General features: G+C 67.0%; 15 protein-coding genes. 5 read left to right on the top strand and 10 right to left on the bottom strand.

Going from position 1 to position 22,916, the window contains the following annotated elements; all coding sequences use genetic code 11:
* The 8 genes from SBP01_RS06290 to SBP01_RS06255 all read right to left on the bottom strand — a co-directional run bounded on the left by SBP01_RS06290 (window position 1) and on the right by SBP01_RS06255 (window position 15,150).
* Window positions 1–900, bottom strand: coding sequence for a PP2C family protein-serine/threonine phosphatase (locus SBP01_RS06290; RefSeq protein ID WP_320537872.1), 900 nt, complete (start codon window positions 898–900; stop codon window positions 1–3).
* A complete protein-coding gene (locus tag SBP01_RS06285) occupies window positions 897–2,417 on the bottom strand; it encodes an RDD family protein (RefSeq protein WP_320537871.1) in 1,521 nt (506 codons plus the stop codon). Before SBP01_RS06285 ends, SBP01_RS06290 begins: the two co-directional genes overlap by 4 nt.
* Window positions 2,414–4,894, bottom strand: coding sequence for a transglutaminaseTgpA domain-containing protein (locus SBP01_RS06280; RefSeq protein ID WP_320537870.1), 2,481 nt, complete (start codon window positions 4,892–4,894; stop codon window positions 2,414–2,416). The genes SBP01_RS06285 and SBP01_RS06280 overlap by 4 nt, the downstream gene beginning before the upstream one ends.
* Complete coding sequence (locus SBP01_RS06275; protein ID WP_275212582.1) at window positions 4,891–6,222, bottom strand: DUF58 domain-containing protein; 1,332 nt, start codon at window positions 6,220–6,222, stop codon at window positions 4,891–4,893. Before SBP01_RS06275 ends, SBP01_RS06280 begins: the two co-directional genes overlap by 4 nt.
* 52 nt (window positions 6,223–6,274) lie before the next feature.
* Window positions 6,275–7,246 (bottom strand): AAA family ATPase, encoded by a 972-nt coding sequence (locus tag SBP01_RS06270; protein WP_275212583.1) that lies wholly within the window; start codon window positions 7,244–7,246, stop codon window positions 6,275–6,277.
* Between the two features lie 72 nt (window positions 7,247–7,318).
* Window positions 7,319–13,441: an Ig-like domain-containing protein gene (locus tag SBP01_RS06265; RefSeq protein ID WP_275212584.1), complete on the bottom strand. Its 6,123-nt coding sequence runs from the start codon at window positions 13,439–13,441 to the stop codon at window positions 7,319–7,321.
* 223 nt (window positions 13,442–13,664) lie between these two features.
* On the bottom strand, window positions 13,665–14,819 hold the full coding sequence (locus tag SBP01_RS06260) for an adenylate/guanylate cyclase domain-containing protein (protein WP_275212585.1): 1,155 nt from the start codon (window positions 14,817–14,819) through the stop codon (window positions 13,665–13,667).
* Window positions 14,809–15,150, bottom strand: a complete 342-nt coding sequence (locus SBP01_RS06255; protein WP_320537869.1) for a PH domain-containing protein — start codon at window positions 15,148–15,150, stop codon at window positions 14,809–14,811. The genes SBP01_RS06260 and SBP01_RS06255 overlap by 11 nt, the downstream gene beginning before the upstream one ends.
* Between SBP01_RS06255 and SBP01_RS06250 the strand changes: the two genes are divergently transcribed.
* Complete coding sequence (locus tag SBP01_RS06250) at window positions 15,143–15,373, top strand: hypothetical protein (protein WP_320537868.1); 231 nt, start codon at window positions 15,143–15,145, stop codon at window positions 15,371–15,373. The genes SBP01_RS06255 and SBP01_RS06250 overlap by 8 nt on opposite strands.
* 42 nt (window positions 15,374–15,415) lie before the next feature.
* Here the strand turns inward: SBP01_RS06250 and SBP01_RS06245 are convergent, their stop codons facing one another.
* Complete coding sequence (locus tag SBP01_RS06245; protein WP_275212587.1) at window positions 15,416–16,324, bottom strand: biotin--[acetyl-CoA-carboxylase] ligase; 909 nt, start codon at window positions 16,322–16,324, stop codon at window positions 15,416–15,418.
* Between the two features lie 94 nt (window positions 16,325–16,418).
* The gene (locus SBP01_RS06240) at window positions 16,419–17,321 is read right to left on the bottom strand and encodes an NAD(P)-dependent oxidoreductase (RefSeq protein ID WP_320537867.1); all 903 of its coding nucleotides are present in this window, start codon (window positions 17,319–17,321) and stop codon (window positions 16,419–16,421) included.
* Between the two features lie 237 nt (window positions 17,322–17,558).
* Between SBP01_RS06240 and SBP01_RS06235 the strand changes: the two genes are divergently transcribed.
* The 4 genes from SBP01_RS06235 to SBP01_RS06220 all read left to right on the top strand — a co-directional run bounded on the left by SBP01_RS06235 (window position 17,559) and on the right by SBP01_RS06220 (window position 22,829).
* The gene (locus SBP01_RS06235; protein WP_275212589.1) at window positions 17,559–19,142 is read left to right on the top strand and encodes an acyl-CoA carboxylase subunit beta; all 1,584 of its coding nucleotides are present in this window, start codon (window positions 17,559–17,561) and stop codon (window positions 19,140–19,142) included.
* Window positions 19,143–19,180: 38 nt separating this feature from the next.
* Entirely contained in the window at window positions 19,181–19,411 is a 231-nt protein-coding gene (locus SBP01_RS06230) for an acyl-CoA carboxylase subunit epsilon (RefSeq protein ID WP_275212810.1), read from the top strand.
* 9 nt (window positions 19,412–19,420) lie between these two features.
* Window positions 19,421–21,106: a DUF885 domain-containing protein gene (locus tag SBP01_RS06225; RefSeq protein ID WP_275212590.1), complete on the top strand. Its 1,686-nt coding sequence runs from the start codon at window positions 19,421–19,423 to the stop codon at window positions 21,104–21,106.
* Between the two features lie 250 nt (window positions 21,107–21,356).
* Window positions 21,357–22,829, top strand: a complete 1,473-nt coding sequence (locus SBP01_RS06220) for a dicarboxylate/amino acid:cation symporter (RefSeq protein ID WP_320537866.1) — start codon at window positions 21,357–21,359, stop codon at window positions 22,827–22,829.
* The last annotated feature ends 87 nt before the right edge of the window (window positions 22,830–22,916 follow it).

Below are 22,916 nucleotides of genomic sequence, written 5' to 3'. Positions count from 1 at the left end.
CTAGAGCTCCCCGGTTCCGTCTTCGTCAGCAGCCCGGCCGGCGTCAACAATCCCTGCCCGCGGCAGCGTCACTTCCTCTTCCGCCGCAGCGGCGGGCCGCGGCGCAGTGGTGGCGATGCCGGCGTCGTTCATCACGTTCTTGGCGTCAACCACGATCACGGTGACGTTATCCCGGCCGCCATTGCGAAGCGCGGCCTGGATCAGGGCGTCAACGGCATCCTGGGGGTGGGCTACGGTGCTGAGGATCCGGAAGATGTGATCGTCCGTCAGCTCACCGGTGAGGCCGTCCGAGCAGATCAGGATCCGGTCGCCTTCTTCGACCGGCAGCAGCCAGTAGTCCGCTTCCGTCTCGTCGCCGGTCCCCAGGGCCCGGGTCACCACGTGGCGGCGGGGATGGACGGTGGCCTGCTCGGGTGTGATTTCACCGGCGTCCACAAGTTCCTGGACCTCGGAGTGGTCCACGCTGATCCGGTCGAAATTCCCTTGGCTCAGCCGGTACGTCCGGGAATCGCCAATGTTCAGGACCAGCCAGTACGGCATCCCCATCTGCTCCACCACAACGGCACCCGTCAGGGTGGTTCCCGCGCGGGCGCCGGTGGCTTCCCGGATGGAGTTGTCGGCCCGGATCAGGTACTGCTGGAGCACCGCGGCCGTGACGGTGCGCTCTCCGGTGGCCAGCTGCGGCATGGCCGCCAGCGCCCGGACGCACATGCCGCTGGCGATCTCCCCGGCTTCGTGTCCACCCATGCCGTCCGCCACGGCAAAGACCGGGTCCGAGGCGATGAAGGAGTCTTCGTTGAGCTCCCGGCGCAGTCCGCGATCGGTGCCGTAGCCGTAGCTCAGGCTAAGCCCGGATCCTTCTTCTGCGTGGGGGGAAACACTGGCGGGCTGAGGGTTCATGCCTGTCCTAGGTGGAAGGAGCGGTCACCAAAGTGGACAGTGGATCCCGGGCTGACGAATGCGGGCACGCCCGGCTGCAGGGGCGTGCGCCGGCCATCCGGAGTGGTGACCGCGCTGCCGTTGGTGGAGTTGCGGTCCGTCACCCAAATGCCCGCGCCGTCGGTGAGCAGGTGGAGGTGTGTTTTGGAAATCGAACGGCCGGGGTCGGTGACGGCCAGGAGCTGGGCCTGCTGCTCCCCGGCGTGGCCCACGGGGTTGCGCCCCACCAGGACGTTGCGGTCCAGCTGGAAGTCCCGGCCGTCGTCGAGCTTGATCCGCAGCACGGCGACCGGGACGGCCAGGGCCGCTCCTCCGCGCATCTGCGTGCGGTCCACGTCGTCGTCGGGATGCGCTGCGTCGGGATGTGCTGCGTCGGGGGCGGGAACCGGCAGGGTAGGCGCCGCCGGCACCGGGGGGTGGAACGACGCTGCAGCAGCCGGCGGGGAGAACGACGGCGGCGCAGCGGGCGGGGAGAACGACGGCGGCGCATACGTCTGCGCCGCAGGCCGGGGCTGTGCCGGAGCTGGCTGTGCGGCGGCTGGCTGCGCGGCGGCTGGCTGTGCGGGGGCGGAGGGTGCAGCGTACTGTGCGGCGGGGGCCGGCCGGGCCACCGGAGAGGCCACCGGCTGCACGGGCGGCAGGTCCAGGGGCGCGAAGCTGTACGGGCCCTGCATTCCCCCCGACGTGATGGGGTTGCGGCCCGTGTTGACGTCGAAGACCAGGGTTTTGGCCGCTAAATCATGCCAGCCGCGGAGCCTGCCATTGGCGTCCCACGTGTTGGAAACCACCACCAGGACAGCCCATGCCGCAGCAATCAGAACCAGCGGTCCCAGGATGAACAGCGCGGGGTCGAACCATTTGAAAATGACGATCAGCACGGCGGCGAGGAGCGTCAGGATGATCCCGGCGCCCGTCACCAGGCCGCGCAGGAAAACTGCGCCCGTGCCGGGGGCGTAGCCGTCCTGGTCGGCACTGCGGATACCCATGGCCTTGTTGCCGATGGTGGCTCCGGACCGGGCCTCCATGCCCGCGAGGACCACCAGGTACACCACGGTCAGCCCCAGGCCAATGCTGCCGAACAGGACCAGCGAACTGGTGTCATAGATGATGAATCCGCCGCTTTGGGTCCGGGTGATGCCCGCGAAGCCGATGGCGAAAGTCACCACCAGGACCGCGACAGGTGCCAGCCAGTCCAGTACTGCGGCGCCAAGCCTTTTGCCGGCCGTGGCTGGAACCAGTTCAAGAGTGGCTGCCATTCCCGTTCCTCCCCCTGGAGCCGTTTGTACTACCGGGATAGTACCGGGAATCTGCGCTGCATGCGGGGCGGCGCTTTCCATCGAGGCCCGCTGGGCAGGGTCCACGTTGCGTCCGCTGCGGGCCGACCTGTTGGGCAGCGGGGCACCGCAGGAGGTGCAGAACGTGGCACCGCCGCGGATCAGTTGCCGGCACCGCTGGCACCGCTCGGGCTCGGTTGTCATGAGTCAGTAGGGTTCTTCCTGCCAGGGTTCCGCAGAACGGCGGTCTCATCAGTCGGACGCGCCAATCGACCCAAGCCTAACCGCGCACTACGCAGCTTCAGGGCAGCGCGGCCGTCGGCCAGCAGGGACCGGGGCGAGAACCGGGCCCGCTGGCGGCGCCAGAAGCCGACGGTGCCGCTGATCTCCTTCAGGGACCCGTCCACGATGACCCAATACTCCCGGACCTCTTCCTCGGTGGGCTGGCCGGCCCCGAAGATGGAGGCATCCGCCCGGTTCGCCAGCAGGGTGGTTCTCTGTCCGGAGGCGGGGAACGCGTCCGCCACCACCGCCGCGCTTTCGCGCCGGGTGGAACGGGGATCGATTCCGGCGCCCATGTCCGTAGCCAGGCTCAGGACCTCGTTCCAGCCCCCGCCGACCCGCTGCGCAGGGTGCCCTTCGGTGAAACGCGCCTTCCGGCGTCGTGATTTGAGGAACGCGATCAGCAGCAGCGGCAGCGCGAGGACAGCGAGCGGGATCAGCGCCATGCCCAGGGCACCCAGCAGGGCGCCCCAGAACAGCCACGGGTTGTTTTTCTTCTCGTCCGCGTCAAGCGCATCCGGCGAGGAGTCCGTGGGCAGGTCCACCGGCTCCTGCGGCGGGGGCGGCGGCTGCAGCACCTGCGGCTTCGGCTTGGACTTGTTTTCCGGGTCAGGCGGGATGGGGATGTTGTCCTTGGGCGGGGTGGGGTCGAAGCTGACCCAGCCCACGCGGTCGAAGGCAACTTCCACCCAGGCGTGCACGTCCTTGCCCGTGATCCTGACTTCACCGGCGCCGTTCTCGGGGCTGGTGGGCTCGGGGTAGAAACCCATGACCACGCGGGAGGGGATGCCCAGGTGCCGGAGCATCAGGGACATGGACACGGCGTACTGTTCGTCGTCGCCGAGCATCTGCTTGGCGGTCAGCAGGTTCCTGATGCGCGACGAACTGTGGCCGGAGACGCTCGGCAGCTGGCCCTCGGTGACCAGCCCGTTGCTGAACGCCCCGGTCTTCTGGAAATGCGCTTCGATCTGCCGGACGCGGTCAATCGGGGTGGGGGCATCGGCGGAGAGGTCATTGGCCTGGGAGCCAACCACCGGCGGGACCTCGAGGGCATCCGGGAGGGTGACCTTCGCGAAGTCGTACTGCGTCAGCTGGCCGTGCTCGAGCTTCACGGGATCCGAAACCTGCACGCTGTAGGAATCCCCCTGGGACAGGCCCTGGGTGGTGACGGCGGTGTCCGTGCCCGCGTTGAAGTACAGGCCGGAGGCAGCGGCTGACGCGCTCTGGTTGAAACTGAGGCCGGTGGTCTTCCGGCCGCCCGGGACAAAGTAGCCCTGGTAGCCCTCGATGGCGATGTCCATGGCGTAGTCGCGGGTGGGCACCACGCTGGACGTGTCCGCCAGGGTGTTGATGGACTTGGTGTCGCCGACCTTACTGAAGCTGCCGGAGCCGTTCGGGTCCATGGTGTAGTTGGTGCCGTTGAAGGCATCCAGGGCGCCCAGCCGGACCCTGCCGTCCTTGGGAAGCCCCTTGACTACAAAGAGTGTGTCATCCTTCCGGTCTTTGACGAAGGTCCGGAAACTTGCCAGCGGCGTGACGTAGTCCTTGGGATCGAACGGCGGAACCACAACGTTGCGCAGGACCTTGCGGTCGCTGCTACCGGTGACCAGTGGCGCCGCCACCGCCGTGATGGCCACGCTGGCTGCGATGACGGCGGCGGCAGTCCCGAGCCTGCGCAGCTTTGCCCGCTGAGCCGCGGCAGCGTCTGCCTGCGGGCTGTTCACTGAGACCTTCCGGGTATCACTGCGGCGCAGCGCGTCGCGGCGGAACGTGGCCCAGGCAATAGCGACGACGGTCAGTCCAATGCCGCGCTCAACTGTCAGGAAGGCGGCGTTGGTGCTGAAGGCAATGCCGGTCACAAAGAGCGCAAGCACCGGGAGCAACGGCCAGTACGGGCTTTTCAGGCGCCAGGTCAGCAGGCCGGCAACAAGCGCCGTGAGCAGCGAACTCAGGAACGGGACAATCAGTACCCCGCCGGCGGATCCCACCGGAACGCCCACCGTGAGCATGTCCTTCCAGGCGAACACCACACCCAGCAGCAGCGTACGCAGCGAGTCGAGGCTGGGAAGGAACCCCGCGATGGCGGCGTCCGGCACAGCGAGGACCGTCCCGAAAAGCAGGTAGGCGCCCAGCGCGAGGGCTGTGGTGATCAGCAGGCCCAGGCGAAGGTGCGCGTTGAGGGCTGCAATGCCCAGGCCCAGGACGATGCCGCCGAACCCGGAGATCAGGTAGTAGGGATCGCCGCCGAAGCTGAGGCTGAACCCCAGGACGCCGAGCCCGAGCAGCACGGCGAGGGCGCCGGCGTCGAGCATGAAGTGCCAGACGGGCTGGCCGTCGGCGAAGGCGGACTCATGCCGCCGCGGGGAGGTCCGGGGCCGGAGATCAGACGCGGTGCTCATGCGGCTGCCTTTCTGAGGACGATGGCGAGGTCGGCGAGGTCACCGAGCGTCAGCACCGTCAGGTCGGCAATGTTGGCGCGGCCCGGGGCTGCCCCGACCTGGAGGCGCACCGCCAGGCTCCGCACTCCCGGCGGCACGGACGCAGCCGCCGAGCGGAGCTGTGACGGTGTCACATTGCTGCCCACCACAAAAAACACCACCGAAGCGTTGGGTACCGTGTCGGCCAGCGTCCGGGCGAGGTCGACGGCGGTGCGGCGCATGGGTGCCCCGACGATCCGTGTCATGTCATCCAGCAGGTTCCGGCCAGTTTCGCAGCGAAGCGGGCCCTTCTGGGTCAGGACGTCAAGTTCGCGCTGCTCGCGGATGGCCTGCCGCCCGATTGATGCGGCCGCCGAGATGGCCATTTCGAATTCCTGCTCGGAGGCGTATTCGTCCGTGTTGATGGACAGCGAGATGGCCAGGTGGGCGCGCCGGGTTTCCTCGAACTGGCGCACCATGAGCTTGTTGGTCCGGGCGGTGGTCTTCCAGTGGATGTGCCGGCGGTCATCCCCCGGGACGTAGTCGCGCAGCGCGTGGAAGGACACATCGGCGCTGGACAGGTCAGTGGTGGGCATGCCTTCGAGGTCGCGGATGAAGCCGGCGGCGGAACCGGCCAGGGCCACGGTCCTGGGGTGGACGAAGAGGTCTTCCGGCTCGGTCCACATGACCTGGCGTCGGAGCAGGTGCAGCGGGTCTGCCCGGACGGACCGAACGGGTCCCACCACGATGACGGCGCGCCGGGCCGTGGGGATGGTGAACAGGTCCTCATGTACTTGCTGCGGTTTCATCCGGGGCAGGTGGAAGACGGCGGTGGCGTTGCCCACCGGCAGTTCCAGGGCGGCTGGCAGCAGCGGACGCGTGGACGTGTTGGAGACGGCGATGCTTCCCACCGCACTGTCCCCCACAGCCACCCGCGTGCGGGCCAGGTCCAGGATCACGCCGTACGAGGACCGGCCCAGGACGAATCCGATGGCGATGAGGAAGAGGACAAACGCCGCGATGGCAGCGGCCTTCGCTTCCTGCCACCCGAACGCCTGGCCAGCAGTCCACAGCAGGATGGCGCCGGCCAGCACGGACCAGCCCAGGACGCTGACCACAGAGAGCACAGGCCACGCGTAGCGCAGCCACAGGCCCCGGATCTTTTCCCATGCCGGAGCGAGGGCAAGGGCCGCGGTGCCGCTGGCCTCGGCCCAGACGGACGCCGGGTGCAGCCTGGTGGCTTTGCCGTTCCGGTGGAAGGGTTCCCGGAGGCGTTCAGCAAGCCGGATCAACGGAGTGCCGCTGGACATAGAGGTACCTTTGTTCGCGCTGGAGGATGGTCGTCAGGAGCTCCCGCGGGCGTCAGACGGTGGCGCGCTGCTGCGGCGCCGCGACGTCGGCCAGCACCCGGGCCAGGACAGCCTCCGCCGTAGCCCCGGCGAACTCCGCTTCCGGGTCCATCACGAAGCGGTGGGTCCAGACCACTGTTGCCAGGTCCTTGACGTCGTCCGGGAGGACAAAGTTGCGTCCCTGGCCCGCAGCCCAGACCTTGGCCGCCCGCACCATGGCGATGGCCCCGCGCACGGAGACCCCCAAGCGACTCTCGGGCGCGTTGCGGGTCTCCTCGCAGAGCCGGGAAATGTATTCCAGGACAGCCGTGTCCACGTGGACGGTGGCCGCGAGGTCAGCCATGTCGGCGACGGCCTGCGTGGTGATGACCGCGGTGATTTCCTTGGAACGGTCTTTGAGGTTGGAGCCGCCCAGCAGCCTGACCGTGGACGCGTGGTCCGGGTACCCGATGGACGTCTTCATCAGGAAGCGGTCCAGTTGGGCCTCCGGCAGGCGGTAGGTGCCGGCCTGCTCGATCGGGTTCTGCGTGGCCATCACCATAAACGGCCGGCCGGCCTCATAGGTTACGCCGTCCACGGTGACCCGGGATTCTTCCATGACTTCCAGCAGCGCCGACTGGGTCTTGGGCGAGGCACGGTTGATTTCATCGGCCAGGACGATGTTGTTGAAGATCGGGCCCTTGTGGAACTCAAACTTCTGCGTCTTCTGGTCGTAGATGGTCACACCGGTGACGTCCGAGGGCAGGAGGTCCGGGGTGAACTGGATGCGGTTGTTCGAGCCCTGCACGGTGGCGGCCATTGCCCTGGCCAGCATGGTCTTGCCTGTGCCGGGGGCATCCTCAAACAGGATGTGCCCCTCGGACAGCATGGCGGTGAACGTCAGCCGGATGACGTGTTCCTTGCCCAGCACCGCCTGCCCCACGTTGGCAACGAGCTTGTCAAAAGTGCCTGCAAACCATTCGGCCTGCTCGGTGGTCATGGTCATGAAAGGGGTTCCTTCTCTTGTGCTGCTGGAGTTGTGGCGGGCCAACCCTGGCGGGCCGTGACGGTCTCTTGCTTAGCGCTTCGGCATGCCGCTGGGCGGGTTGCCGGGGTGGTTGGTGGTATCGCTGCGGACATAGTTTCCTGACGCGGCACCACTGGTCAGGTGGTACCAGATGCCGGAGGGGTTTTCGTTTGTCTTGTACCAAACCACGTAGAAGTCCGAATTTGCCGGCTGGTTCGCGGGCATCCACTTGCCGCCGCCGACACAGGAGGACGGGTTGCCTTGCCGGAAGCTGTCGGTGCCGTAGCCCGGTTCGGTGCAGCTGCGTACCGGCGTGGCCGTGACGGACCACGACGTCGGGACCGGCGGTGGCGGTGCGGCACCGCTGCGCGAGGTGTCACTGCCGATCCGGCCGGGCTGGTTTGCGCTGACCGCGCGGACTTCCAGCTTGTGGGTCTCGCTGAAGCCGACGCTCTTCGAGAACGACCGCTGGTCCGTGTTGACCCAGCCGCCGCCGTCCAGGCTGTACTGGTAGCCGGTTACGGGACGTCCGTTACCGCTCGGCGCGTTCCAGCTCCAGGAAACAGTCTTGTCCCCGACCCCGCTGCTGTTGCTGCCGTTCACGGTGGGAGCGAACGCGAGTCCGTAGGGGTTGACGCTGTTTGACGGCGGGCTGGCGTCCCCGGCCGTTGTGCTGCGGGATGAAACGGCCCAGACCACAACGGCGGTATCGGTGCCGTTGGCTGCCGCTACCACTGCTCCCCCGGCCGTGATGTCGCCGCTGCCGCCACCCGACGTCAGCCGGTACTTGTACGTGATCTCGCTTGAAGTTGACCCGTTGCGCTGGGCATCGGTCAGCGGGGTGAACCGGACATCGATCTTTCCGCCGTCCGCGTTGGTGCCGACGAGGGTGGCCGACGGCGCTCCCACCATGGCGGGCTTCCCCACGGCACGCACGGCCGCTGATTGTGCGCTGGTCCCGGAGGTCCCCGCCTTGTTGGTGGCGGATACGGTGAAGGTGTAGCCCGACTCGGAGTTGTCCACCGTGACGTTCTGGGCGGTGCCGGCGACCTGTTGGGATGCGACTGCGGCCCCGCCCTTCAGGGTGGTCAGGGTGTAGGAGGACACAGCGTCACCGTTGTTGTTCGGAGCCGTCCAGGACACTTTCAGCTGGCTCTGGGTCCCAACCGACGGGGCCGCCGTCGCCGAGGGTGCAGCCGGAGTCGCCGGCACACCGGCGGGCACTTCGGCGGCGGAGTAGGCGCTCCACTCGGACGGTTCCTTGGCGTCATTCCGGGCCAGGACACGCACCTTGTAGGACACGCCGTTCTGGAGCCCCTTCCAGACGTAGCTGACAGCGGTGAGGTTCTGGATCTGGGCGTTCTGACCGGCAGGGGCAGGTGAGATTTCCAGATCGTAGGACTTGACCGGGGATCCCTTGCTGGCCGGAGCAACCCAGTTCACTGCGAGCTGCTTGTCGCCGAACGTGAGGGTTGGCGCGAGGGGCGTGTCCGGCTTGACGTCGGGCCGGACCTCCGCCGAGGCGGGCGACCGGTCGGACTCGCCGAACTCGTTGGTGGCCGTGACCTCGAAGGAGTACTTGGTGTTGTTGACCAGGCCGGTGAGCGTGCAGGTGTTCGCCGGGCAGTCCTGCCTGAAGCCGGCGCCGTAAACCGTGTATTTGGTGATCGGTGAGCCGCGGTCGGCCGGCGCGGACCAGTTCAGCAGGGCTGTCTGATCCCCCACGCTCTGGGCCTGCGGGGTGGTGGGGGCCAGCGGCTTGTCCTTGACGGTAAGCCGGATCCGGGCCGTGGCCTGACGGGACGCTTCCTGCGTCTTGTCGGCCACCGTGTAGGAGACCACCATGGACCCGCTGAATCCCGGCGCGGGCGTGACGGTGACGGCGTCGCCGGCTACCTCTACATTGCCGCTGCCGGTTTCGGCCGTAGCGGCAACGATCTTCAGCGCCTGTTCGGGGAAGGGGTTGGAGTCGTTGGCGAGGACCCTGACGGTCACCGGCTTGCCGGCTGCTGCATTCGGTTCGAGGTCGTCATTGGCTACCGGCTTCGGCCGGTTGGAAGCGATGACGGCCAGCTGGTAAGTAGCGGTCGCTTCCAGTCCCCGCGGATCGGTCGCCTTGACCTGCACGGCTCCCGCGGTGCCGGTGGCCGTGGATCCGTCCACGGAGGCCTTGAGGATCTTGCCGTCCATGCGCGCGTTGAAGCTGGCGGGGCTGGCGCCCACCAGTTCGTACTTCATGTTGTCCAGGTCGTTACGGTCCGGGTCCGAGGTCAGCCGGCTCAGGTCCAGGTCGGCAGACTCCCCCTTGGGAACCTCAATTGTGGCGCCCAGGAGTTCGGGCGGGTTGTTGCGGTTCGGGTCCGGCAACACCCTGGTGCGGATGCTCAGGGTGGACTTCAGGCCGGCCGGATCGTCAACGGCGGTGCCGTCGGTCACTTCGAAGCTCAGGGAGCCCGGGCCAACGTAGTCCGCGCCGGCGGTGTACTTCAGTGAGGTGCCGTCACCGGCCACGGGATTGCTGCCGTCCGAGCCGATGAGCTTGATGCGGTCCGTCTGGGTCAGGCGGGGCGACCGGCCTTCACGGACCTTCACCCACTCCTTCAGGTCAACGTTCACGGACTGGCCCGAGACCACCTCGATGACCTCGTCCTTGGCCAGGGTGGGGACCTGCTGCCCCAGTCCCGGCACCCAGATGATCGCGGTGGACTTCTGCCCGTCCACATCCTCAACGGTGTAGGGAATGAGCTGGGGAGCCTCAGTGAGCTCCACAATCATGGTGCCGTCGGCCCCGGGACGCGCGGTCCCGGCCTCGGTGCTGATCTTGAGGTTCTCGCCCACGCCGTCGGGGTCTTCATCATTTTTCAGGACGGGGACGTCAACGGCGGTCTTTCCCATGGCCTGGGCTGATGTCACCCGGTCGTCACGGGCAATGGGCGCCTTCAGGGGCACCTCGTTGTCCACCACCACGCGGATGGTGGCCTGGGCCTGGGCTCCCCTGTCATCGGCAATGGTGTAGCGGACGTTGACCGTGCCGGCGGCGCCGGGGGCCAGCAGGATGATGCGTCCGCTGGTCTTGCTGACGGTGGCCTGGAGGGCAGGGTCAGCCTCAATTCCGTCGGAGAGGATACGGATCAGGTCACCGTCGGGATCGGTGTCGTTGCCGGTGGCGTCGACGGCGATCTGGCGTCCGGGCCGGACCTTCACCTCATCATCCACCGGGGTGGGGTTCTGGTTTGTCTCGCCCCGCGGGGCGATGCCCACCGTCACGGTGCCGGTGTTGACGGCGCCCTGGCGGTCCACCACCTTGTAGCGGAACGTGTCCGTTCCGGCGCCGTCTCCGGCCGCGGTGAAGTCAATGAAGTTGCTCCCCACGGTGGCGGTTCCCATGGCGGGGGTGCTGTCGATGCCGGTCAGCTGGACGGAGTCGCCGTCGGGATCAATCCCGTCCAGCGGCACGGGGATCCGCACTGTCCCGGCCGCCACGACGCGGGCCGTGAGGTTCCGCGGCTGTGGCCGTGAGTTTTGGGCGCCTTCCAGCGGAAGGATGTGGATAGTGACGGCGGCGGCGCTCTTCTGCCCCTGCGGGTCCACGGCGTTGTAGATGGCACGGACCGTTTTGGGCTGGGGACCGGCGATTAAGCGGACAGTGTTTTCCGAGACGAAGCTCCTGCCGTCTGCTTCATCAACGGGCTGCGGCAGGACGGGGTCAACGGTCAGTTGCTGGCCCTGCGGGTGCGTGTCGTTGTCCAGGACCGGGATGGTGACGACGTCGTTGACGCGGACGTTCACTTCGTCCGGTTTCGGCTGGGGTGCTTCGACGACGGCGGGAGCCGGAACCGGGACCACCGAGACGCTGCCGGTGGCTGACTTGCGGCCGTTGGACATGGTGTATTCGAAGAGGAACGGATCCTTGGTGCCCAGGACGTCGGTGATGCGCAGGACGCTGTGGTCGATCACGCTGACCGAGGCGGTGCTGTTGTCCGGCAGTTTTACGGACTGCAGCACCAGGACCCCGCCCGACGGGTCCGAGTCGTTGGCCAGCGGGTCCAGCAGGACGCTGCCGCCGGTGGGCATGAGGGCCACATCATGCACGGCGACGGGATCGCCGGCGTCCTTGCCGGACTCGACGTCGACACGGATCAGCCCCTGGCTGCTCTGCGGACCGTTGCTGGCGATGTACGTCAGGTAGACCGGGCCGGGGGTGGTGCTGCGGAACGTGAAGGTGCCGCCGTCGGTGACGGGGCCCAGTTCGGCGGGACCGTTTGCTTCAACCTGCGCCAGGCGGAGGGCGCCGCCGTTGGGGTCGGCGTCGTTCTTCAGGGGCGCGATCACCAGGTCCTGGCCCACCACGGCCGTGACATGATCGGCGTTGACCACCGGCGCCAGCGCGCCGGGCGGCTGGACGTTCACCACCACCTTGCCGGTGACCGTGGCCCGGCCGTCCCAGATGGTGACTTCAACGTTTTTCTTGCCCGCTGTGGCGCCGGAGTCCTGGAACGTCAGCAAGCCGTCGCGGCGGACCTTCACCTGGTCCTTGTCGTTGTCAGCCTTGGCATCCATCAGGACGAGGTCGTCGCCGTCCGGGTCGATCCAGTCGGTGAGGATGTTCTGGCTGACTGATTTGCCCTGTTCCACGAGCATGGTGGTGGCGTCACCTCCGCGCTTGAACATGGGGGGTTTGTTGTCGGCGGGTCCCACGACATTGAGCGTGACCCGGCCGGCGGCGGAAAGCCCCCGGCCGTCGGACGCATTGTAGCTGAACGTTTCGGTGCCGGGCCGGGCGTCGGCGGGGACGGAGATCTGGAACGCGGTGCCGCCGTAGATGCTCTGCAGCGTCCCGGCCTTGGGTCCTGCCTCGCCGACGGCGGCGGTCAGGACGTCGCCGTCGGGGTCGGAGTCGTTGTCCAGGACGCTGAGGATGGTGGTCCGGCCCGGACGGACTCCGACGGCGTCGGGTTTGGTTTCCGGCGGCCGGTTCGGCTTGGTGCGGTCCGGCAGGATGTTGATGGTGTTGTTGTCCGCCGATTCCTGATCCTGGTCATCGGACTGGTTCTTGGGCGGCACAACGTCGTCCCAGTTGTTGACCAGCTGCATGTTCTGGTTCACGAGCCACACGTTCCCGGAGTTCACATCGTTCAGGACCACCAGGTCCCGGTTCACCCGGAAAACATACGACGGCGATGCACTCGCCTTCGGCACCGCCACCTTCTTGTCATCGGCATCATTGATGCAGTCACGCACATACTTGTTCGCCCCCGACCACGCCGCATGCACGCACCCGCCCAACTGCACGGGCGCGGCAGGTACGCCCTCGCCGTCGAACGTCACCGTCCTGGCGGTGGAACCGTCCAGCGGCTGCTTCAGCAGCGCTTTCCGCGTCGAGATCGCCACAAAGTCACCCGCCGGACCGCCCTGCTGCAGCTTCGCATCCCGCGCGTTATCCAGCTGGAGCCGCTTCCCGCCGGGCAGAAACAGGTTCCCCGCCGCAGCATCCAAGACCACCGGTTTATCCCCCACCACCGTGATCTGCAGATCACCCGCACCCTTAAGTTCACCCCAGGTGGTTGAATCCGAGGCCACGACTTCGCCGTTGGCGTCCACGGTGGTGACGGTGACCGCTCCGGATTTGGGATCCGCCGAGTACACCCGGTCATCGGCGCCGACCGCGGACACCAGGCCTTCGGAACCGACCATCACAGGTTCGGTCGCCTCCTGGTCGAAACCATTGACCGTGGAGGGTGAGAGGGCCCAAACCTTGCCGGCGGCTGGATCCGTCACGGCCATCACACGGGCACCAAAGCTGACGTCCGCGGAGCCCGGCAACTGCTTGTCCCCGCCCAGGCGCATGTTTGCCGGAGAAACCTGGTTCAGCGTGGAACCCGTCTCATCGTCAACAAAAACATCCCCCGCGCTCTGCAGGACGTCGAAGGTGGTACTGGCAGGGGTCACTGCACCATCAAGCACCCGCGACGGATAATTCAGCCGGCCGACAGCGTTCTTGGACTTGCTGACCACCCACACTCCGCCGTCGTTCAACTCCACCTCAGTGGTCTTGAACCCCGGATAGATGATCGCACCGGCAACCAGTACGGCACCGGCAGCAGCCAAGGCCGCCCCGGAGACCACCTTGTTGCGCCGCCCTTTGAGACCAAACTTCCCCAGCAGAGTTCTCACAGTTTTTCTATTCCCCTGAAATGTGTGGCGGCCCCCCGGCCGAACCGTCCAGAGAGCCCCTGCAGGGCCCGCCGTTCCCGCGTTAGCCTACCGAAGCAGGGCCGGGGGCCGCGATGGGTAGCGCTCCCCTGTGTTGTGGACGCGGGCGCCCACAAGGTCCGACTATAGCGTGATACGCCAACAACTGGATAAACCCGCAGGTCAGCGGCCGGGCAGCATTTTCCTAGTCGACGACCAGGCCTTTGCCTTCGCCCCGGGCCAGCAGCACGGGGTGGATTTCGCCGAAGCCCCGCACGTTTTCGGCCGGCTGCGGAACCAGGACAAAACGTTCATCATCTTCCAGCGCCGAAGCCGTCATGGAGTCGATCAGCACCGTCCCCGGGTCGGCAAGGGTGGTGAGCCGGGCAGCCAGGTTCACCGTGGGCCCGTAAATGTCGCCGAGCCGGGACAGGATCCGGCCCCAGACCATGGCCACCCTCGCCTCGGGAAGGATCTCGTCCTCGGTGAACGCGCGGGCCAGCGCCAGCGAGATTTCGGCCCCGGCAGCCGGCGTCTCCGCGATGTAAAGGACTTCGTCGCCGACGGTCTTGACCAGCCGGCCACCGCCGACCGAGATGATCTCCGCGCATTTGTTCTCGAAGCGCTGCACCAGGCGGGCCAGCGTCTTCTCGTTCATCCTGCGGGAAAGGCTGGTGTATGACACCAGGTCAGCGAAACCGACAGCGCGGGCCAGCGGCAGCGGCGCATCGTCTTCGTCACCCTCGCGGCCCTCTTCGCTCGCCTGCAGGCCTGCCTCCGCGCGCACAGCCAGCCGCTGGACGCCGGCATTGAGCTGCCGCCGCCACGAGTAGACCAGCATGTGCTCCAGCGCGTCGAGCAGCGACGGGAGCTCGTTGACCAGGCGTTTGCGGGCCACCGCATCCGTAACACCCTGCTCGTGGACCATGTCCTCCACCAGGGCCTCGATCTGCCACACCACCATCCGGTCAGTCATCTGGCCGATGGCACGGGTTACGGAAATCGCGGCCTCTTCGGTCAGGACCCCGGCACGGACCAGGTCAACCACCGTGGACAGCGCGGCCTGGTCCCGTTCGGTGAACGCGACGTCGTCGTCACCGAAGTTCGGGAAGCCAAGAGCACGCCAAAGCTTCCGCGCAGACAACAGCGACAACCCTGCCCCGGCAGCAACCTCACGGCGACGCAGCTTGCGTTCGCCGCCCAGCAGCGTGGCCTCGAGCGCTTTGGCGGCCAGCCGTTCAGCAGACAGGGTGCCTGTGGGCGGGTGGGCACTTTCGGCCGGGCGGGGTTCGGCCGGGCGGGCACTTTCGGGCGCGCGGGCCGGCAGGGCCTGCGGGTCCTGCTGGTCCTCATCGTTCATTGTGTCCACCTTCTCTCATCTCCCACGGCCATCTGTCGTCTGTCAATCCGTCGTCCGCATAGTCCGGCAATTCATCGGCCGCCGGATCCCTGCCTGCAGGCAACTCGGCGACGGCATCCAAAACGAAATCCCGGAACCGTGCCGCTTCAGGGACATCCTGGAGGGTCACCACGCTTTGGTACCCGGTTTCCAAGGATATATTCCCGGAATGCAATATGCGCTGCAGCACCGACTGGTGAACGGTCACGTTGCGGACGGAGCCGAGATTAACCTGCTCGTCGCGGCGCCGCATCATGCCGTAGCGGGCAACAATCCGCCGGCTGGTGAGCACGTACCTGGTTCCCTGCCAGCGAAGCAGCCGCGGCAGGCAATATGCCAACCATATCCATGCGGCGGCCAGGACGCATGCCAGCACGATCCACGGCGCCCAGTCCGCGGAAAAGGCCGGCATCAGCCGGGCGGCCTCACCCCGCAGGGTCCAGGCACTGGCGAAGGCAGCGGCTGCAGGCGCGGCAATGAAGGCTGCGGCCGGGCCGGCCAGCTTCCTCGGCTGAGGACGCGTGATGGTAATAACCTGCTCGCCCGGGACCAGGCCTTTACGCATAACCGCCTTCGGGGTCCTGACCGGGCGGGGTCCAGGGCCGCAGGTGGACCACGTCACCGGCAGTCACAACATGTTCACGTTTGTCCCGGTCCACCACAAGGAGGGAACCGTATTCATCCAGCCGGGTGGCGTGGCCGATGATCTCGTGGTCCCCAGGCAGTTGCGCGCGCACCTGCCTGCCCAGGGTGACCATCACGGATTCCACGCGTTTGTGGAGGGAGGGCCCGCCTGCCAGCCCGGCGGTGGGGTCGCCGTCGGCATTGCAAAAACTGCGGTACAGCCGGGCAAAGTTCGCCAGGTAGCTCTTGAGCAGCAGGGTCCGGTCGGTGGTGAGGGGCTGCTCGAGCGCCACGGAGGTGGCGGTGGGCACTGGCAGTTCCGCTTCGGTCAAGGTCACGTTGAGGCCGGTTCCCAGGACCACCGCCGGCACGGAACCGTCCCCCATGGGGCCCATTTGCGCCAGGATCCCGGCAACCTTGCGGCCGCGGACCAGGACATCATTGGGCCATTTGAGTTCAGCAGGGATACCGGCCGTCTCCAGCAGCGTCTCCCGCAGAGCCAGCGCCGCCAGCAGCGATAGCCAGGAATACGTATCGGTGGGCAGAGGCCTGCCCTCGGCATTCACGGGGCGCAGCACGATGGAAACGGACACCGAGCTCAAGGGTGGCGCTTCCCAGCTCCGGTCCAGCCTGCCCCTGGCTGCTGTCTGGTACTCGGCCGTCAGCACTGAGAAGTCGGGCCAATCTTTCGGTTCGACGCTCACTGCCCGCAGAAGGTCGGCGTTGGTGGACCCGGTGGAGTCCACCACCAGCAATTTCGCGATGCCGGTGGCGGCCAGGAAATCCGGGTCCGCCAGGGCCCCGCGGTTCAACGGACTTCCCGGGGTATGTGAGTCAGCCATGGTTGAATCCTATCGACTCACGCACCCGCGGCGGCTGTTCCGGCCGGACATGACCCCGGACATGACCCCGGGCAGGTGGCACCGGAACGCGGTCTTAGAGGAAGATGTCCGGTACGAGCTGTTCCTCTGCCGCTCCGAGGCTGTAGGGCCTGAAATCGGTGATCCCGGCGGCCGCGAGCACCTGCTCATCCGTGTAGAAGTTTCCGCTGGGGACGCCTGCCCCGGCGGGTGAAGGCCCGGCCAGGTTGCCGCCGGTCAGGATCGCGTGGGCGGCGTCAGCCATGATCTGGGGCCCGCGTGCAGCGTGGACCATCGCCTCGCCGCCGGGCATGTTCCGGATGGCTGCGGTGTCGATCAGCGTGCAGGGCCAGAGGGAGTTGACTGCGATCCCGTCCGCCTTGAGTTCCTCTGCGAGGCCCAGCGTGGTCAGGCTCATGCCGTATTTTGCCATGGTGTAGGCGAGGTGCCGGCCGGCCCACTTAGGGTCCAGGTTCAGCGGCGGGGAGAGGGTGAGAATGTGGGCGCGGTCTGATTTGCGCAGCGCCGGCAGCGCCAGCTTGGACAGCAGGAACGTCCCGCGGACGTTGATGTCCTGCATCAGGTCATAGCGCTTCATGTCCACGGTGTCCGTCGTGGACAGATCGATGGCGGAGGCGTTGTTCAGGACTATGTCGATGCCGCCGAAACGTTCGACGGCGGCCGCTACGGCGCCTGCCACATCCTCGTCGCGGCGCACATCTCCCACCACGGCAAGCGCCTGGCCGCCGGCCGCCTCGATCTGTTCGGCAGCAGTGTGGACGGTGCCCGCCAGTGTGGCATGGGGCCGGCCCGTTTTGGCGAGCAGGACAATATTGGCGCCGTCCCGGGCCGCCCGGGTGGCGATGGCCAGGCCGATCCCGCGGCTGCCGCCGGACATCAGGATGGTGCGGCCCCGAAGGGAACCAGTGGCACGGTACGGCGAGGCGGAAGCGGACCTTGCGTCGTTGCTGGAAGTCATGGGCCTACTGTAGTCCACATATGTTACTGGTCAGTAACATATGTCTTGGTGGGCGGATGTGCCACAAAATTGTAGGGTTTCTACAGCCGTCCCCCGCAAATGCGTCATTAGACTAGCCAGCAGGGTTCGTCCTTTGTGCGGAAGCTACTTAATCCCGTCATGCGACCTGCCCGCCAGCAGCGAGACGCAGCACCCATTTGTTACAGCACCAATCTGCTACAGAGCCGGAGACACTTGATGAGCCACGACCTGACCACGACAGCGGGAAAAATCGCCGACTTCCGCGACCGCCAGGCCCGTGCAGAGCAGCCGTCCGGCCCCGAAGCCATCGAAAAGCAGCATGCCCGCGGCAAGAACACTGCCCGCGAGCGCATCGACCTGCTCCTCGACGAAGGCTCCTTTGTGGAGCTGGACGCGCTGGCAGTCCACCGCTCCACGGCCTTCGGCATGGAAAAGAAGAAGCCGCTCGGCGACGGCCTGGTCTCGGGCTACGGCACGGTGGACGGGCGGCCGGTGGCCGTCTACAGCCAGGATTTTTCCGTCTACGGCGGATCCCTCAGCCAGGTCAACGGGGAAAAGATCGTCAAGGTCCAGGAGTTCGCGCTGCGTAACGGCTGCCCCGTGGTGGGCATCCTGGACGGCGGCGGCGCCCGCATCCAGGAAGGCGTGGCGTCCCTCGCCATGTTCGCTGACATCTTCCGCAACAACGTTCACGCCTCCGGCGTAGTCCCCCAGATCTCCCTCATCATGGGACCCTCCGCCGGCGGTGCCGCTTATTCCCCCGCCCTCACCGACTACGTGGTCATGGTGGACAAGACCTCGCACATGTTCATCACCGGGCCGGACGTCATCAAGACCGTCACCGGCGAGGATGTGGACATGGAAACCCTCGGGGGCGCCCGGCAGCACAATGCCACCACCGGCACCTCCGCCTACCTTGCCTCCGACGAGGCCGACGCGATCGGGTTCGTCCGGGAACTGCTGGACTTCCTGCCCTCCAACAACCTTGCCGAGGCGCCGGTGCTGGAGCACCAGCAGGAGCTGGAGCTCGACGCCGAGGACCTCGCTCTGGACGCCCTCGTGCCGGATTCTGCGAACCAGCCCTACGACATGCGCACCGTCATCGAGCAGATCCTTGACGACGGGCATTTCCTGGAGATGCAGTCCCTGTATGCGCCCAACGTGATCATCGGCTACGGCCGGGTTGAAGGACACACGGTGGGGATCGTTGCCAACCAGCCGCTGCAGTTTGCCGGCACGCTGGATATTGCCGCCTCCGAGAAAGCTGCCCGCTTCGTCCGGAACTGCGACGCGTTCAACATTCCCATCATCACCCTGGTCGATGTTCCGGGCTTCCTGCCCGGCAAGGACCAGGAGTTCCAGGGCATCATCCGCCGCGGCGCCAAACTGCTGTACGCCTACGCCGAAGCCACCGTCCCCAAGCTGACCGTCATCACGCGCAAGGCCTACGGCGGAGCGTACATCGTGATGGGCTCCAAGAAGCTCGGCGCGGACCTCAACCTCGCCTGGCCCACCGCCCAGATTGGCGTGATGGGCGCCCAGGGCGCCGTGAACATCCTCTACCGCCGCGAACTGGCCGCGGTCGCGGAGAACGGCGGAGACGTGGAAGCACGCCGCGCCGAAGTGATCCGGCAGTACGAAGAAGAGCTGCTGAACCCGTATCAGGCGGCCGAGCTTGGCTACGTGGACGCAGTCATCGCCCCGTCCGAGACCAGGATCCACATCATCCGGGGCCTGCGCGCCCTCCGTGACAAGCGCGCCAGCCTGCCCGCCAAGAAGCACGGGAACATCCCGCTGTGACCCCCAACGTTGCCCCGGGCGAAATCCCGGCTGCCGAAATCTCCGCCGCCGAAAACCCCGCCGCCGAGACGGCCGCGCCGCTGTTCTCCGTGGTCAAGGGCCAGCCCTCAGCCGAGGAGCTCGCGGCGCTCACCGCCGTCGTGCTTTCGCTGGGCGTCACGGACGCACCGGAGGCCGGGAAGCCGACACTCCGGCACTGGGTGCGCCGGCAGCAGCTGCGACTCGCCCCCACCCCGGGTCCCGGCGCCTGGCGGCGGAGCCAGGGATAAGCTCGTGGGGTGACTACCGAAGCCCCGCCCGCTGTCCGGCCGCATTCCGCCATCGATGCTGTGGCGGACGCCTACACCGATGCGCTCATCCGGTTGAACCCGTCCTTTGCCACCGAACTCGGCCTGCCCGGACACGAGACCGAGTACCCGGACTTCTCCCCCGCCGGCATCGCCGCATTCGCGGCGGAGGCCCGGGACGCACTGGAAGCCCTTGACGGGTTGGTGCCGCAGGACGACGTGGACGCCATCACCCTGGACGCCATGCGTGAGCGGCTGGGGCTCCAGCTCGAAATCCACGGGACGGGCTGGGACGAGGCGAACCTGAACAACATCGCCTCGCCCGCGCAGGATATCCGGGCCATCTTTGACCTGATGCCCACCGACACGGACGCCCAGTGGGAGCATCTCGCCGGCCGCGCCCTGAACGTTCCGGCCGCCCTGGCCGGCTACATCGAATCCCTGCGCCACGCCAGGGACGCCGGGAAGGTGGCTGCAGCCCGCCAGGTGTCCAGCGTCATCGAACAGGCCACCAAACACGCCGCCGACGACGGCTTCTTCGCGAAGCTTGCCGCCGGGGCACGGACTGCCGGCGGTCCCCTCGACCCCTCCGTCCAGGAGAAGCTCGACGCCGGTGCTGCCGCGGCGCGCCGTGCCTACCGGCAACTCGCCGACTTCCTCGGGACCGAACTGCTGCCCGTGGCGCCGGCGAAGGATGCCGTGGGCCGGGAACGCTACGCACTGGCCTCGCGCTCCTTCCTCGGCGCCGCCGTCGACCTCGAAGAGACGTACGCGTGGGGAGTCCACGAACTGGACCGGCTGATCACCGAGCAGGAGAAGGTCGCGGCCATCATCAAGCCCGGCGCCGGCATCGACGAGGCGAAGGAGGCCCTCAACACCGACCCCGCACGTCAGCTCCGGGGAACCGACGCCCTCCAGGCGTGGATGCAGGAACTCTCCGACAAGGCCATTACCGACCTCGCCGGGGTGCACTTCGAGATCCCGGACGTTATGAAGAAGCTCGAGTGCCTGATTGCCCCCACGGACGAGGGCGGCATTTACTACACCGGCCCCTCCGAGGACTTCAGCCGGCCCGGCCGGATGTGGTGGTCCGTGCCGGCCGGCGAGGACACCTTCACCACCTGGGCAGAAACCACCACGGTGTTCCACGAGGGCGTCCCCGGCCATCACCTCCAGGTGGCCACTGCCACCTACCGGCGGGAGCTGCTCAACAAATGGCGCCGGAGTGTCTGCTGGACCTCCGGACACGGTGAAGGGTGGGCGCTCTACGCCGAAAAGCTGATGCAGGAACTCGGCTACCTGTCCGATCCCGGCGATCACATGGGCATGCTGGACATGCAGCGGATGCGCGCGGCCCGTGTGGTGTTCGACATCGGCGTCCACCTGGAGCTCGAAGTCCCCGAACGGTGGGGCACCGGCACGTGGACCCCGGACAAGGGCTACGAATTCCTCACCCAAAACCTTGCCATCAGCGAAGGCCAGCTCAACTTCGAGTTCACCCGTTACCTCGGCTGGCCGGGCCAGGCCCCGTCCTACAAAGTGGGCCAGCGCCTCTGGGAACAGATCCGCGCCGATCTCGAGGCCCGGCCGGGCTTCGAGCTCAAGGCCTTCCACACCAAGGCACTGAACATCGGCTCGGTCGGTCTGGACACGCTGCGGCGGGCTCTGCTTAAGTAGGTGCGCGCCCGACCGGGAGGGCCGACACCCTCGGCGCGCTGCTCGTTCCTCGCTTTGACGCGCGCTGCCGGGTGCCTCCCCTCCCTGTCCCGCGGGTGAGACTTGCCACAGCGCCGCCGGGAATAACTTCATAATGAGCTAGCATACCGCAGGAAATCCGGGTTTTCCGGGGCCGGGACTGACATGTGACGGCGTAACATTTCTCAACATCTGTTCGTCATGATAAGAACCCCGGCCCTAGCGTGTTCTGGTGAGCACTCAAACCCGCACCCCCGAATCCGCAGGAAAGACCGGCTTCCAGCTGCCCAAGTGGGCCGGCTCGTTCGGTTTCCAGATCATCGCCGCCCTCATCGTGGGCCTGGGCCTCGGCCTGCTGGCCAAGTACACAGGCAGCACCAAGGAGGCCCCCAACGGCCTGGGCGGGACGCTGCAGACCATCGGCTCAAGCTACATCTCGCTGCTGCAGACCGCGGTGGTCCCGTTGATCTTCACTGCTGTGGTCAGTTCCATCTCCAACCTGCGCCAGGTTTCCAACGCCGCCAAGCTGGCCTGGCACACCCTGCTCTGGTTCGCCATCACATCGCTGATCGCCGTCCTGATCGGCATTGGCCTGGGCGTCCTCCTGCAGCCGGGGGCCAACACCGGCATCACCCAGGAAGCCAAGTACGCCGGCAAAACCGGTGACTGGTGGTCCTTCCTGATCGGCCTGTTCCCCAAGAACTTCATGGGCCTCGGCGCCAGCTCCACCGTGACCGAAAGCGCCAACGCCGCCACCACGGTCAGCACCGCCGTCAGCTTCAACGTGCTCCAGATCCTGGTGATCGCCATCGCCGTCGGCGTGGCCGCCCTCAAAGTGGGCAAGGCCGCCGAGCCGTTCCTGAACCTCAACGCGTCCGCGCTGGCCGTCATCCAGAAAGTCCTCTGGTGGATCATCCGGATCGCCCCCATCGGCACCGTGGGCCTGATCGGCAACGCGGTGGCAGTCTACGGCTGGGACACCATCGGCGCGCTCGGCAAGTTCACCTTTGCCATCTATGTGGGCCTGGCCCTGGTGATGTTCGTGGTGTACCCGGTCCTGGTCCGTACCCACGGGCTCTCCGTCAAGCAGTACTTCTCCGGTGTCTGGCCGGCAGTGCAGCTGGCCTTCGTCTCACGGTCCTCCATCGGCACCCTGCCGCTCACCCAGCGCGTCACCGAGCGCAACCTGGGCGTTCCGCGTGCGTATGCCGCCTTCGCCGTGCCCCTGGGCGCCACCACCAAGATGGATGGCTGCGCCGCGATCTACCCGGCCATCTCCGCCATCTTCGTGGCCCAGTTCTTCGGCATCCAGCTCGACTTCACCCAGTACCTGCTCATCGCCCTGGTTTCGGTCCTCGGTTCCGCAGCGACGGCCGGCACCACCGGCGCCGTGGTGATGCTCACCCTGACGCTCTCCACGCTGGGACTGCCGTTGGCCGGCGTCGGCCTGCTGCTGGCCGTCGATCCGATCCTGGACATGGGCCGCACTGCACTGAACGTGGCCGGCCAGGCGCTGGTCCCCGCCATCGTGTCCAAGCGCCAGGGCATCCTGGACGAGACGCTCTACAACGCGCCCCGCAACGGCAACCCGTTCGCTGACGACACCCCCTCCGACGCCGGCGCCGCCACCGCGGATCCTTCGGCCGCAACCCTGGCTGCTGACCGGTCCGACGCCGAGAGGCAACTGGCTGAGGCGAAGGCCTGACACCGGCCGGAGTCCGCCGCTAAGGGAAGTCCCCGGGAACTGCACAGTTCCCGGGGACTTCTTTCGTTATTGTGTGCGGCTGCCTGC

This window comes from Pseudarthrobacter sp. IC2-21 (assembly GCF_034048115.1).
GTDB lineage: Bacteria > Actinomycetota > Actinomycetes > Actinomycetales > Micrococcaceae > Arthrobacter > Arthrobacter naphthalenicus.
Note: the sequence above shows the minus strand (reverse complement) of the source record. Positions and strands in the feature narration are given on the sequence as shown.

Coding starts and splice junctions, on each gene's coding strand:
- SBP01_RS06290 (WP_320537872.1), bottom strand. CDS start 900: ATGAACCCTCAGCCCGCCAGTGTTTCCCCCCACGCAGAAGAAGGATCC.
- SBP01_RS06285 (WP_320537871.1), bottom strand. CDS start 2,417: ATGACAACCGAGCCCGAGCGGTGCCAGCGGTGCCGGCAACTGATCCGC.
- SBP01_RS06280 (WP_320537870.1), bottom strand. CDS start 4,894: ATGAGCACCGCGTCTGATCTCCGGCCCCGGACCTCCCCGCGGCGGCAT.
- SBP01_RS06275 (WP_275212582.1), bottom strand. CDS start 6,222: ATGTCCAGCGGCACTCCGTTGATCCGGCTTGCTGAACGCCTCCGGGAA.
- SBP01_RS06270 (WP_275212583.1), bottom strand. CDS start 7,246: ATGACCATGACCACCGAGCAGGCCGAATGGTTTGCAGGCACTTTTGAC.
- SBP01_RS06260 (WP_275212585.1), bottom strand. CDS start 14,819: ATGAACGATGAGGACCAGCAGGACCCGCAGGCCCTGCCGGCCCGCGCG.
- SBP01_RS06245 (WP_275212587.1), bottom strand. CDS start 16,324: ATGGCTGACTCACATACCCCGGGAAGTCCGTTGAACCGCGGGGCCCTG.
- SBP01_RS06240 (WP_320537867.1), bottom strand. CDS start 17,321: ATGACTTCCAGCAACGACGCAAGGTCCGCTTCCGCCTCGCCGTACCGT.
- SBP01_RS06235 (WP_275212589.1), top strand. CDS start 17,559: ATGAGCCACGACCTGACCACGACAGCGGGAAAAATCGCCGACTTCCGC.